The sequence below is a fragment of the Streptomyces sp. BF23-19 genome (assembly GCF_041106355.1).
In the GTDB taxonomy this organism is placed as follows: domain Bacteria; phylum Actinomycetota; class Actinomycetes; order Streptomycetales; family Streptomycetaceae; genus Streptomyces; species Streptomyces virginiae_A.
In genome coordinates, this window is record NZ_JBGBPT010000141.1 from 1 (window position 1) to 11896 (window position 11896).

At 73.6% G+C, this 11896-nt stretch carries 11 protein-coding genes and 1 tRNA gene; 6 read left to right on the plus strand and 6 right to left on the minus strand.

Features of this window, described 5'->3' with window-relative positions:
- On the plus strand, nt 1-526 hold a 526-nt coding region (locus AB8A24_RS41530), incomplete at its 5' end, for a carbohydrate kinase family protein (RefSeq protein ID WP_369479084.1).
- On the opposite strand, the gene AB8A24_RS41535 is transcribed toward AB8A24_RS41530, so the two are convergent.
- The 3 genes from AB8A24_RS41535 to AB8A24_RS41545 form a co-directional block, all read right to left on the minus strand.
- Nucleotides 453-1685: a serpin family protein gene (locus AB8A24_RS41535; protein ID WP_369479085.1), complete on the minus strand. Its 1233-nt coding sequence runs from the start codon at nt 1683-1685 to the stop codon at nt 453-455. The genes AB8A24_RS41530 and AB8A24_RS41535 overlap by 74 nt on opposite strands.
- Nucleotides 1686-1828: 143 nt before the next feature.
- Nucleotides 1829-3157, minus strand: a complete 1329-nt coding sequence (locus AB8A24_RS41540; RefSeq protein ID WP_369479086.1) for a glycoside hydrolase family 18 protein — start codon at nt 3155-3157, stop codon at nt 1829-1831.
- On the minus strand, nt 3100-3765 hold the full coding sequence (locus AB8A24_RS41545; protein ID WP_369479087.1) for a hypothetical protein: 666 nt from the start codon (nt 3763-3765) through the stop codon (nt 3100-3102). Before AB8A24_RS41545 ends, AB8A24_RS41540 begins: the two co-directional genes overlap by 58 nt.
- A 186-nt stretch (nt 3766-3951) precedes the next feature.
- On the opposite strand from AB8A24_RS41545, the gene AB8A24_RS41550 reads away from it, so the two are divergent.
- Together AB8A24_RS41550 and AB8A24_RS41555 are read left to right on the plus strand one after the other, a co-directional pair.
- Nucleotides 3952-4025 (plus strand) — tRNA-Trp (locus AB8A24_RS41550).
- 114 nt (nt 4026-4139) lie between these two features.
- Nucleotides 4140-5657: a PE-PGRS family protein gene (locus tag AB8A24_RS41555; protein ID WP_369479088.1), complete on the plus strand. Its 1518-nt coding sequence runs from the start codon at nt 4140-4142 to the stop codon at nt 5655-5657.
- Here the strand turns inward: AB8A24_RS41555 and AB8A24_RS41560 are convergent.
- From AB8A24_RS41560 to AB8A24_RS41570, 3 genes are all read right to left on the minus strand, one after another.
- Nucleotides 5644-5793, minus strand: coding sequence for a hypothetical protein (locus AB8A24_RS41560; protein ID WP_369479089.1), 150 nt, complete (start codon nt 5791-5793; stop codon nt 5644-5646). The genes AB8A24_RS41555 and AB8A24_RS41560 overlap by 14 nt on opposite strands.
- Before the next feature lie 113 nt (nt 5794-5906).
- Nucleotides 5907-6305: a VOC family protein gene (locus AB8A24_RS41565; protein WP_328960105.1), complete on the minus strand. Its 399-nt coding sequence runs from the start codon at nt 6303-6305 to the stop codon at nt 5907-5909.
- Nucleotides 6306-6452: 147 nt separating this feature from the next.
- Nucleotides 6453-8084, minus strand: a complete 1632-nt coding sequence (locus AB8A24_RS41570; protein WP_369479090.1) for a N,N-dimethylformamidase beta subunit family domain-containing protein — start codon at nt 8082-8084, stop codon at nt 6453-6455.
- A 336-nt stretch (nt 8085-8420) separates the two neighbouring features.
- Between AB8A24_RS41570 and galT the strand changes: the two genes are divergently transcribed.
- The 3 genes from galT to AB8A24_RS41585 all read left to right on the plus strand — a co-directional run bounded on the left by galT (nt 8421) and on the right by AB8A24_RS41585 (nt 11729).
- On the plus strand, nt 8421-9467 hold the full coding sequence (gene galT / locus AB8A24_RS41575) for a galactose-1-phosphate uridylyltransferase (RefSeq protein WP_369479091.1): 1047 nt from the start codon (nt 8421-8423) through the stop codon (nt 9465-9467).
- Nucleotides 9464-10660 (plus strand): galactokinase, encoded by a 1197-nt coding sequence (galK, locus tag AB8A24_RS41580; RefSeq protein WP_369479092.1) that lies wholly within the window; start codon nt 9464-9466, stop codon nt 10658-10660. The genes galT and galK overlap by 4 nt, the downstream gene beginning before the upstream one ends.
- 115 nt (nt 10661-10775) lie before the next feature.
- Nucleotides 10776-11729 (plus strand): aldo/keto reductase, encoded by a 954-nt coding sequence (locus AB8A24_RS41585; RefSeq protein ID WP_328960101.1) that lies wholly within the window; start codon nt 10776-10778, stop codon nt 11727-11729.
- Nucleotides 11730-11896 lie beyond the last annotated feature (167 nt).

Here is an 11896-nt window from a genome sequence, read left to right on the forward strand (position 1 = left end):
CCGCCTCGTGCACGGGGCGGGCGGGCACCTGACCTACGACCCCAACTTCCGCTCCCGGCTGACCGGCCCGGCCGAGGCCCGCGAGCTGCTGACCCGGATCGCGCCGCTGACCGGGCTGCTCAAGACCTCCTGCCCGGCCGACGCGACGGCCCTGCTCGACACCACCGACCCGGGCACCGCCGCAGCCCGCTGCCGCGCGCTCGGCGCCCGTACGGTCGCGGTCACCGCGGGCGCCGACCGGCTGTTGCTGGACGACGGCACGCGGGTGGAGTACCACCCCGTGCCCGTCGATCCCGAGCCGGTGGACGCGACCGGTGCGGGGGACTGCTTCACCGGCACGACCACCGCCCGGCTCGTCCTCGGTGACACCCTCGCGGACGCCGTGGCGTACGGCACGGCTGCCGCCTCCCTCTCGGTCTCCGGCCGCGGCGGCACCGGGCGCGTCCCCACCTTCACCGAGACCGCGGCGCTGGCCGCCTCGCACCGACGTACCGGCCCCCCTCGACCGCCGTCTCGGGATCGGTGACCCAGCCCGCGGCGAGGACCAGCCGGGAGTCCCGGTGGACGGCCAGGAACCCGAACGGCCGGTCGAACCGGACCTCCGCCCGGCGGACCCGGTGCCGTACGCGGGGCGGCGCGGCCCCGCCCGGCCGTGCCGCGAGGGCGGTGACGGCGGCGGCCTCGAACCCCGTCGCGTGGAACCGGGCCATTGCGGACTGCTGGGCCGAACCGATGGCGAGCGGCTCGGAACTGATACCGGGGAAGTGCTCGAAGTTCTCGTCGCGGGCGGTGTCCAGCCCGAACAGCGGGGCGTGGTCGAGCAGATCGTGTTCGGCGAACAGGGAGAAGGCCACGGTACGGACCTGCAGCAGGTCCACCGGGAAGGGCGAATCCACGGTGTCGGTGGTCAGCCCGGGGCCCGGGGTTCCGTCGGGGAGTTCGCTGCCGGCCAGCGACGGGACGGCGCCCGTGACGGCGGCGAGCCCGGTCTCCAGCACCGCGCGGGACGGTGTCCGCGGGTCGCCGAGCAGCAGGTGCACGTCCACGTCCTCGGTGCCGGCCACCTCCAGGACGCTGACGGCCCCGGCCGGCCCGTGGGCCACCCGGATCTCGTCCAGGGAACGGGTGGTCCGGGACAGCCGTCGCAGGACCCGCCGCGCCCACGGGCCTTCGGCCACCGCGACGGGTGCCTCCTGGAAGGGCTCGGCCCACCGCACCCGGAGCGCGAGCGCCGAAGCCAGGACCAGGCGGGTGTCCTCGGGCCACGACACCGGCACGTGCTCGATCAGCCCGCCCGTGCGCTCCGCCGCCCACGCGTCCAGTACCTTCGCGTCGGCGACCGGTACACCGCTCAGCGTGCCCCGGGCACCCGCCGGCAGTTTCGCCGACCAGCCCTCCTCCAGGGGGACTTCGGCCCTGGCCCACAGACCCGTCGCCGCCTGCAGACCCCGTACGCGACCCAGCACGGCCAGCAGTTCCCGTGCCGCCCCGGCCGCGGCCTCGGCGGGTATGCCCAGGGCCTCCTCCAGCTCCGCGCGGGCCGGACCGCCCGCGCCGTCGGCGAGCAGGGCGAGGAGCGGCCAGACCCCGGAGGCGGCGAAGACCGTCCCCGAGTCCGGTGCGGGGGCCTGCGCGACCCAGCGTGTCGTGAGGCGGTTGACCGCCCGTACCGTCCCGTTGTCCATGCGGGAGAGCGTATGTGGTGGGGCGCCGCCGGGCCGGATGCGTGTCCGCGGCCCGGCGGCGCCGGTCAGGGGCGGTGCGGGTGTGAAGAGGTGCGGGTCGGGAGCGGTGCGGGTCAGGTGATGCCCGGGTCAGGCGGCCCGGGTCAGCGGCCGCGCAGGCCCCGGTCCACGGCGGTCATCAGTTCACCGTCCGCGGTGTCCGCGTCGAGCGACCAGAACATCGCGCCGCCGAGGCCGTGTTCGCGGATGTAGCCGGTCTTGGCGCGCAGCACCTGCGGGTCGTCGTACGTCCACAGGGTGGTGCCGTCGAAGAGCCAGGCGTGGCCGCCGCGCCGGTCCCGGTGGATCGTGTAGGTACCGGAGTCGGCCAGCTTCTTCAGCGCCTTGTAGTCCTCGTACCCGGCGGCCCAGGTGGCCGGTGCCGGGCCCGTGGCCGGCTGCCCCATGCCGACCCCGCCGCCGCTGACGCCGGTCCAGCCCTGGCCGTAGAACGGCATGCCCATCACGAGCTTGTTCGCGGGCGCGCCGCGCCGCAGCCAGGCGTCCACCGTGCCGTCGACGCTGAAGTCGCCCTGGGCGCGGAGCGCCGACTGCTGGGCGGTCCTGGGCTCGCCGGAGACGTGGAAGTCGTAGCCCTGGAGGGTCACGAAGTCGAGGTCGCGCATGATCCGGCGGACGTCGAAGCCCGCGTCGATCTTGGCGGGGGCGGTCGGGACGAACGCGCTGAGCTCGTACTTCGTCTTCTTCCTCTGGCTCCGTGCGTACGCGTCGAGTTGCGTGCGGAACTCCTTGACGAGCGCGGTGAAGTTCTCCTTGTCCTCGGGCCGGTACTTCGTGTCGATGTCGCCCGCGGAACCGGGCCACTCCCAGTCGAGGTCGATCCCGTCGAACACGCCGGCGGCCGCACCCGCGCCGCCGCGGGCGCCGTCCTGCGGAAGGTTGCCCTTGATGTAGAGGTCGATGCAGGACTCGACGAAGGCCTTGCGGGAGGCCGGGGTGAGCGCGGCGTCCGAGAAGTGCGTGGACCAGCTCCAGCCGCCCAGCGAGATCAGCACCTTCAGGCCGGGGTGCTCGGCCTTGAGCTCGCGCAGCTGGTTGAAGTTGCCGGCGAGGGGCTGCTCGCCGGTGTCGGCGACCCCGTCGACGGAGTTCGCCGCGTCGAGCGGGCGCACGTAGTCGGCCCAGGCGTCGGCCTCGCCGGGCACGTTCCCGGTGAAGCACCGGCCCTGTGGACCGACGTTGCCGAAGGCGTAGTTGATGTGGGTGAGCTTGCCGGCGGAGCCGTTCGCCTCCAGGTCCTGGACCTGGAAGTCCCGTCCGTAGACGCCCCATTGGGTGAAGTAGCCGACCTTCTTGTACGGACGGTCGTGGCCGCCGCCGTCGGCTTGCGCGACGGCGGCGGGTGCGAAGGCGGTCAGCAGGGAGAGGGAGCAGGCGGCGACGGCCAGCCTGCCGAGCATGCTGCGGCGCATGGGCTTCCTTTGCGGATGCGGGGAGCGGGGCGTGTGCGCGTGCGCTGTGCATGCCGGAAGCTATTGGTCTGGACCAGAGCGGTCAAGGGGGCGGCCGAAACTCGCCCGCTACGGGAGCGGAGGCTCCAATGCCCGACGTCGTCGGCGAGGCCGGCGTCGAGGGCGAACTGGACCGCGGCCGGGTCGGCGTCCCGCGGCAGCCGGAAGGTGATGAAGCCCTCCGCCGTGTCGCCGGGGTCGAGCGTGACGGTCTCGGCGAAGGACGGCCCCGCGGTGGTGGGGACGTCGTCGCCGGTGAACCGCTGCCCGGTGGTGTCCAGCAGGTGCGCGGCCGGTGCGGGGGAGTCCTGGTAGGCGGCGGTCCCGGTGTTCTCCAGGCGGAAGCGCGTCGCGACGAGCCGATCGCTCCCGGGAGGCTCCTGACCTGCGGGGTCGGCCGGATCCACCACCTGCGTCAACGTGACGTCGAGCCGTTCGCCGGGCTCGTTCCCGGCGAGGGAGATCGTCTCGCCCGAGCCGCCCGGGGCCACGCCCAGCAGGGCGGGTGCGAGGAGCGCGAGCGCCAGGAGCGAACCCCGCAGGCGCCCCGCTCGTCGGCTTCGGGGCATGACGGAACCTCCCGCTCCACGGGTCCCCTCACCCACGATCCTCCGCACCCCGAGGTTGCGCCACCCCCGGACCGGCGGACGCCGCCCCCTCGGCACGGTCCGGTCGACCGCCGAAGACTCTCACCCGGTCGAGGCATGAATTGATTGGATCTTCGGGCGCGTTCGTGCCATGGTTGGTCCCACCGAAGGGGTGTAGCTCAGCTGGTCAGAGCGCCGGTCTCCAAAACCGAAGGCCGCAGGTTCGAATCCTGCCGCCCCTGCGACACCGACAGCACACCTGTCGAGCACGCCCGGCCCGGAGCACCTCTTCCGGCCGGGCGTCGCTGTTTCCCCGGACCGGCACGGCTGCGCCGGCATCGTCTACCGTTCTCCGGATGGGGACAGACGTACGAGGCTTCGACGACCGATGGCCGGATCGGGACTGCGGGCCGCAGGCCCCGCCGCGGCTTCGGCGGGCCTGGTTGCAGGGGCTGAGCTTCAACCGGGCCGCACCGGACCGCATCCGGATCCGGCTGCTCGACCACCTGGACCTGGCCCCGTACCTCCTGGCGCGGCGCGATCTGCCGCCCGCCGTCGTGGACGCCGCTGTCGACCACCCGGACCGGCGGGTGCGCGCCCGGCTCACCGAGGTGCCCGCGTCCCTCGGGCTCTGTGCCGCCCAGTGGTCGCGGCTGGTGCTCGGCGAAGCGGGCGGGGCCCGGCGCCAACTGTTCCTGGAGGCAGCGGCCCTGTCCGGGCGGGGGCTGACGCGGGAGGCGTACGAGACGCTGACCGCGGACCCCTTCGGTCCGGTCCGGGAGGAACTGGCCCGGATGCCGGCCCTGCCCCTCCCGCTACGCCTCACCCTGCTGGCGGACCCGCTCCCGAGGGTGCGGGCCGCCGCGTGCGAGGCCGCCTGGCGTGACCTCGACGGCGGGACCCGGGCCCGGCTGGCGGCCGACCCCGCCCCCGCCGTGCGGACCGCCGTCACGCTCGCGCGGCACGAGGAGGCCCCGCTCACGGCCGAGTTCTTCGATGCCGCCCCCGAGAACCGCCGGCTCGTCGGAAGCCACCGGCTGGACCCGGACCTCGCCCTGCGGCTCTGCGCGGACCCCGACCCCTGGCTGCGCCGGATCCTGGCCGGCAACCCCTACCTCGGGCCCGACCTGGTCGACGTGCTCGCCGCCGACCCCGAGGACGACGTACGACTCGCCGTGTCCGTGCGACCCGAGCTGACGGAGGAGCAGCGGGCCGCCGTACCGGTGGACATCGACCCCCGGACGATGCGGCGGACGGTCGGGTGGGTGGAGGCACTGCACGAGGACGAGGAGGCCATGCGCCGCCTCGCGGCATCCGCGCACCTCCTGCTGCGCAGCAGCGTCGCGACGGCCCGGCGACTGCCGCCGGACGTCGTGGAACGGCTGGCCCGGGACGAGGACCGGGTCGTACGGCTCTTCCTCGCCGAGCGGTGCGACGACGCTCCGGCGGACCTGCTGCTGGAGGTGTGGCAGTGGTGGAACGGGAGCTATTCCACCCCCGACCGGCCCTACGGGCACCCGAACTTCCCGCGGCGCGACCTGCTCCGCCACGCGGACGACCCGCATCCGCGGCTGCGGCAACTGGCCCTGGACGACCCGGACTCGACGCCGGACCTGGTGGAGCGGTTCAGCGAGGACGAGGACGCCGAGGTACGGCTGCGCGCCGCCACCGACCCCCGGCTCGCGCCGGACTCGGTGGTACGGCTCCTCGACGACCCGGACGGCGGTGTACGCGCGATGGCGGCGCGGCATCCACGGGTGCCCGTACCGGTCCTCGTCGCGCTGCTCGGCGACGAGGAGACGGCGGAGGCCGCGGCCCGGAACCCGGTGCTGCCGGTGGCCGTCATGGAGCGGATGACCGTCACAGGGTCATGAGGTGGGCGGCACGTACGAGGGGTGTGGGGCAGGCCAGGCCCCACAGCAGGACGGACACCGTGACGAGGGCCTTGTTCGGTGCGGCGGGGCGGGCGGACGCGACGGGCGCGACGGGCGCGAAGGGCGTTGCGGGCATGGCCGGCTCCTGGTGCTGACTCGGGGTGATGACCCAAGTCTGCGAGGCCGGCGGCGAGGGAAGAGTAGGAGTACTCATCCCTCGCCGCGCGCCTGCTCGGTCGGGGGCGGGGGCTACTCGGCGCCCGGCTCCTGGTAGCCGTACGGGCGGGTGATGATCTCCATCCCGTGGCCGTTCGGATCCGTGAAGTACACCCCGCGGCCCCCGTCGTTGTGGTTGATCTCGCCGGGGTGCCGGCCGTGCGGGTCGGCGAAGTACGGGACCCGCGCCGCCCGGATCTTCGCGAACGCCACGTCGAACTCCTCCTCGGAGAGGAGGAACGCGTAGTGCTGCACGGTGATGGATCCGGCGGGGACGGTCGCGAAGTCCAGGGTGACGCCGTTCGAGGTCTCGACGGGGATGAAGGGTCCCCACTCGGTCCCGACCTCCAGGCCGAGGATGTGCGCCAGGAAGGTGGCGGACTCCCGGTTGTCACGGGAGTGGATGATCGTGTGGTTCAGCTGGACGGACATGGGTGAATGCCTCCGAAAGGCACGTCACGGCACCTCCATGCCTCACCCGGTCGGTGACCGACACGCGATGCCGTGATCACGATCCTAAACACCCCCTTCGGGCGAAGTCCACCCTTTCCGCCCGCCAGCCGCACCAGGCTGCGCACCTCACGAACTCCCGTACACCGCCTTGACGTTGTCCTGTGCCGGGTGGGTCCGGCCGGCCGGACCCGCCGCGAACACCCGCAGAAGGTTCTCCGTCACCCGGGTGGTCAGCGCCCCCGAGCGCGCGTCCAGACCGTGGTTGCGCCCGCTGCGGCCGTCGCCCGTCGCGTCCAGGGCCTCCACCCACCGCATCGTCCCGGTCGCGAACACCCCGGCCCCGCTCGGCACCGTGTAGTAGGCGGTGTCCTGGTGGCTGGGCCGTCCCTCGCACACCACGGGGGAGTGGGCCAGGATCTCGATCGGCCGGGGCGTGGGAAAACCGGTGGAGACCTTGTCGTACTCGACGCCCACCAGGTGCTCGAAGCGGTCGCCCGCCCGCGCGCCGGTGCCCTCGAAGAGCCAGTGCCCGGGGTTGGTCACCACGTACGGGGCGTCCACCGGATAGCCGTCGTAGATCACGCCGAGCAGCGAGCTCTCCGGATCCGCGCCGGGCGCCGAACGGAAGTCCACCGTCGCGGGATGGCCCCGCTTGAACCCCGGGTCCTGCTCGTAGGAGGACTTGTAGCAGACCAGCGTACGGTCCGGCCCCAGGTCGGAGGGCTCCAGGCGGATCCGGCGGTAGCAGCAGTTCGCGCCCAGGATCGCGATGTTGGTACCGGCGTCGCGGGCGGCCGTGAAATGGGCCCGCTGCTCCGGCGACCAGTACTCGTCGTGCCCGAGCGAAAGCACCGCCGCCGCTCCCTCCAGGAGCCGCTTCTCCCGTGCCACGTCGGTGGTGGTCGTGTAGGCGAGGGGTATGCCGAGCCGCTCGGCCAGCGCGATCAGCGGAGCCTCGTACACCAGGAACAGGCCCGCGCCGTCGTCGTACTCGTACGGCCGGTCGAAGCTCACGGCGAGGGAGCGGGAGGCGAACCCGCCGCCCGGGCCGTCGTAGCTGCCGTAGCCGCCCCACCGGTTGTACGCCTGCCAGGTGGCCACCGCGTTGACGACGACGGTGCGGCCGGCGGTCGCCGCGGAGCGGACGGTGAGCGGGACGAAACGCCGGCCCTCACCGCCCTGCGCGTCCAGCCGCAGCAGGTAGCTGCCCTCCGGCCAGTCCTTCGTCTCGACCGTGGCGGTACGGGTCCACCGCGTGCGGACCATCCTGGTCCCGGCGTCCACCGTGGGCTCCGGCTGCCGGGCTCCGGGCAGGGCCTCGGAGCGCCACACCAGACGCGCGCGGGCTCCGCCGTACCAGCCCATGCGGTAGGCGGAGACGGTGAACCTGGGCGCGGTCGTCGACACGTGCAGCCCGAAGGACTCGCCGGGCAGGACGCTGACCTTGTCCGCGAACCCCTCGATGGCCCGCGCCGGGCCGGCCTTGCCCACCGGCCAGTCGGCATGGCCCGGGAGGGTGTTCTCGGCCTTGACGTCGAGACCCGCTGTCCGGGCCGGTGACGGCTTCCCACCGGGCGCGCCGGACTCCGACGTCGCCCCGGACCCCGCCCCGGATCCGCCGTCGCGCTCGCCGTTCCCGCAACCGGCCACGGCCCCGAGCCCGGCGGCCGTGGCCGCCCCCGTCGCGATCCCGAGGAACCACCGCCTGCCTGCGCCTTCGCCGTCCGCGGCGGGCCCGGCCATGTACTCCTGATCCATGCACGGCACGTTATGTGACGCTCGGGCCCATGCTTTCACCGGCCGGCCGGCCGGCCGGAACGGTCCGGAAGTGGCCCGCCTCGCGGACCTCCTCCTCCCACCGGTCCTCGACATCGTCGGCGCCGAAATCCTCCCGACCCAGGGCACCCTGGGCATCGGGGTGACGTACGACTACGAGGACTGAAACGTCGGGGGGACCACCTCGGGCACGACGCGGCGGACGAGAACGAGATCATTGTTCTCGAACCGGGGCGCCCCGGCACCGCACTGCCGTCGTGCGCCGGTCCGACCTCGGCCGCACCACGGTCGTCACCCTCCAGTGAGAGAGTTCCTCCCGTGAAGCGCACGAGTACCCGCCTCGCCGACGGCCGCGAGATCCTCTACTACGACACCGGCGACGGCGCCGCCGCCCGTGCAGTCCCCGACACCCGCCCCCTCGAAGCGCCGGCCACCGGGACCGGCCCCGAGGTCCGGCGCGATCCGCTGCTCGGCGACCCGGTCGTCATCGCCGCCCACCGCCAGGGCCGCACCTACCGCCCGCCCGCAGACGCCTGCCCGCTGTGCCCCTCCACCGAGGGGCGTGCGAGCGAGATCCCGGCCCCCGACTACGAGGTGGCCGTCTTCGAGAACCGCTTCCCCTCCCTCGCCGGCGACACCGGCCGCTGCGAGGTCATCTGCTTCACCCCCGACCACCGGACCTCCTTCGCCGAGCTCGACGAGGAGCGCGTCGCGCTCGTCCTCGCCGCCTGGAGCGACCGCACCGCCGAACTCTCCGCCCGCGAAGGCGTCCGGCAGGTCTACTGCTTCGAGAACCGGGGCACCGAGATCGGCGTCACCCTCGCCCATCCGCACGGCCAGATCTACGCCTTCCCCTTCGTCACCCCGCGCACCACCCGGATGCTCGCCACCGTCGCCGCCCACCGCGAGCGCACCGGCGGCAACCTCTTCGAGGAGGTCCTGGCCGCCGAGCGCTCCCAAGGCACCCGCGTGGTCCTCGAAGCGGAGCACTGGACCGCCTTCGTGCCCTACGCGGCGCGCTGGCCGTACGAGGTCCACCTCTACCCCCGCCACCGGGTCACCGACCTGCCCGCTCTCGGCGACGCGGCCCGCGGCGAGTTCCCCCGGGTCTACCTGGAGCTGCTGCGCCGCTTCGACCGACTCTTCGACCGGCCCGAGCCGACCCCGTACATCTCCGCCTGGCACCAGGCCCCGACGGGCGAGGGCCGGGCGGACTTCGCGCTCCACCTGGAGCTCTTCACGATCCGCCGGACCGCGGACAAGCTCAAGTACCTGGCCGGGACCGAGTCCGGCATGGAGGCCTACATGAACGACGTCCGGCCCGAGGACGCGGCCGCGCGGCTGCGGGAGGTGGCGAGCGCGTGAGTGGGTACAGCGGGAACAGCGGGAACAGCGGGAACAGCGGGTCGGCACAGGACGGCTTCCAGCAGCTGTACGGGTACCCGCCCGAGGGCGTCTGGGCGGCCCCGGGCCGGGTCAACCTGATCGGCGAACACACCGACTACAACGACGGCTTCGCGCTGCCCTTCGCCCTCCCGCAGCGCACCGAGGTGGCCGCCGCACGGCGCACCGACCGGATCCTGCGGGTCCACTCCGCCGACGCCCCCTCCGGTGCCGTCACCCTCGACCTCGCCGATCTCGATCCGGCGCACCCCCCGCAGGGCGCCGCGAGCTGGGCCGCGTACCCCGCCGGGGTCGCATGGGCCCTGCTGGACGCCGGACTTCCGGTCGGCGGAGCCGATCTGCACGTACGGTCCGACGTACCGACCGGCGCGGGCCTGTCCTCCTCCGCCGCCCTGGAGGTGGCCACCGCACTGACCCTCACCGACCTGTACGGGATCGGGCTCGCCCGCCCCGAACTGGCCGCACTCGCCCGCCGCGCCGAGAACGCGTACGTCGGCGTCCCCTGCGGGATCATGGACCAGACGGCCTCGGCCTGCGCGACCCAGGGACACGCCCTCCACCTGGACACCCGCAGCCTCGACCGGCGTCACATCCCCTTCGACTGCGCGGCGGCCGGCCTGCGCCTCCTGGTCATCGACACCCGGGTCAAGCACGCACTGGCCGACGGGGCCTACGCTCAGCGCCGGGCCTCCTGCCACGGGGCGGCCGAGGCCCTGGGCCTGCCCGCCCTGCGCGACCTCCCGTACGAGGAGCTGGAACAGGCCCTGCCCCGCCTGGTGGACCCGATCGCGCGCAAGCGGGTCCGGCACGTCGTGACCGAGAACGAACGCGTCCTGCGCGTCGAGGAACTGCTGCGCGCGGGCCGGCTGCGCGAGGCGGGCCCGCTGCTCACCGAAGGCCACCTCTCGCTGCGCGACGACTACGAGGTGTCCTGCCCCGAGCTGGACCTGGCGGTCTCCACGGCGAACGCCGCGGGCGCGTACGGCTCCCGCATGACCGGCGGCGGCTTCGGCGGCTCGGCGCTGTCCCTGATCGACGCGGACGCCGAGGAGGCGGTGACCCGAGCGGTGGCGAACGCCTTCCTCCGCGCGGGCTTCACACCGCCCCGCGTCACGACCGCATCCCCTTCCGAGGGCGCCGTCCGCCTGCTCTAGGGCGTCACACAGTGTTCACACGGGCCGTGCGGATTCCCGTCCGGCCCCTGGTCCGGCGGCCTAGACTGACCAGTCGGTTGATCATTTACTCGTCGAGTCGGAGGAACGAAAACGCATGCGCCATCTCCCCCTGGGTAGTTCGGGACTGCAGGTCTCCGCCGTCGGCCTCGGCTGCAACAACTTCGGCGGCCGACTGGATGCTCAGGCCACCCGCGCCGTCGTCGACGCCGCTCTGGACGCGGGCATCACCCTCCTGGACACCGCCGACATCTACGGCGGCGCCGGCGGCTCCGAGGTCCACCTCGGGCAGGCCCTCAAGGGCCGCCGCGACCAGGTCGTCCTCGCGACCAAGTTCGGTTACGACGGCGTGGACATGAAGTACGGGCCCGCCGCCGGCTCCCGCGGTGGCCGCGCCTACATCCGGCGTGCCGTCGAGGAGTCCCTGCGCCGCCTCGACACCGACCACATCGACCTCTTCCAGCTGCACAGCCCCGACCCGGCCACCCCGATCGCCGAGACCCTGGCCGCGCTCACCGAGCTCGTCGCCGAGGGCAAGGTCCGTTACATCGGCCACTCCAACCTCTCCGGCTGGCAGCTCGCCGAAGCCGCCCACATCGCCCGCGAGACCGGCTCGGTCCCCTTCGTGTCGGCACAGAACGAGTGGTCGCTGCTGCAGCGGTCGGTCGAGCGCGAGCTGGTCCCGGCGGCCCTCCACTACGGCGTCGGCGTGCTCCCGTACTTCCCGCTCGCCAACGGCCTGCTGACCGGCAAGATCCGCCGGGGCACGCCCGTACCGGCCGGTTCCCGACTCGAAGGCCGCGACTCGTACCTCACCGAGGAGCGCCTCGACGTCGTCGAAGCGCTGGCCGCGCTCGCCGAGAAGCACGACCGGACCGTCCTCGAACTCGCCATCGGCTGGCTTTCCGCCCAGCCCGGCTGCGCCTCCGTCATCGCGGGAGCCACCTCCCCCGAGCAGGTACGCGCCAACGCGGCCGTCGCCGACCGCCCGCTGGACGCCGAGCTGCTCGCCGCGATCGACGCGATCCCGGGGGCGGCCAAGCCCGAGTGACCCGCTGGTGCTGTGACCGGAAAGCTCCACCGGGTCGCGGCGCCCGGCACGGCACCTCGCCGCGTTGTCGGGACACCCGAGTACGTCCATTACACGGGCGCCCCTCCGCCTTGCGAGGCACCGCACCGGACGACCCGGGCTCACCCGACAAGATCCGGAAGAGACGG

Coding starts and splice junctions, on each gene's coding strand:
- AB8A24_RS41535 (WP_369479085.1), bottom strand. CDS start 1,685: ATGGACAACGGGACGGTACGGGCGGTCAACCGCCTCACGACACGCTGG.
- AB8A24_RS41540 (WP_369479086.1), bottom strand. CDS start 3,157: ATGCGCCGCAGCATGCTCGGCAGGCTGGCCGTCGCCGCCTGCTCCCTC.
- AB8A24_RS41545 (WP_369479087.1), bottom strand. CDS start 3,765: ATGCCCCGAAGCCGACGAGCGGGGCGCCTGCGGGGTTCGCTCCTGGCG.
- AB8A24_RS41555 (WP_369479088.1), top strand. CDS start 4,140: ATGGGGACAGACGTACGAGGCTTCGACGACCGATGGCCGGATCGGGAC.
- AB8A24_RS41560 (WP_369479089.1), bottom strand. CDS start 5,793: ATGCCCGCAACGCCCTTCGCGCCCGTCGCGCCCGTCGCGTCCGCCCGC.
- AB8A24_RS41565 (WP_328960105.1), bottom strand. CDS start 6,305: ATGTCCGTCCAGCTGAACCACACGATCATCCACTCCCGTGACAACCGG.
- AB8A24_RS41570 (WP_369479090.1), bottom strand. CDS start 8,084: ATGGATCAGGAGTACATGGCCGGGCCCGCCGCGGACGGCGAAGGCGCA.
- AB8A24_RS41585 (WP_328960101.1), top strand. CDS start 10,776: ATGCGCCATCTCCCCCTGGGTAGTTCGGGACTGCAGGTCTCCGCCGTC.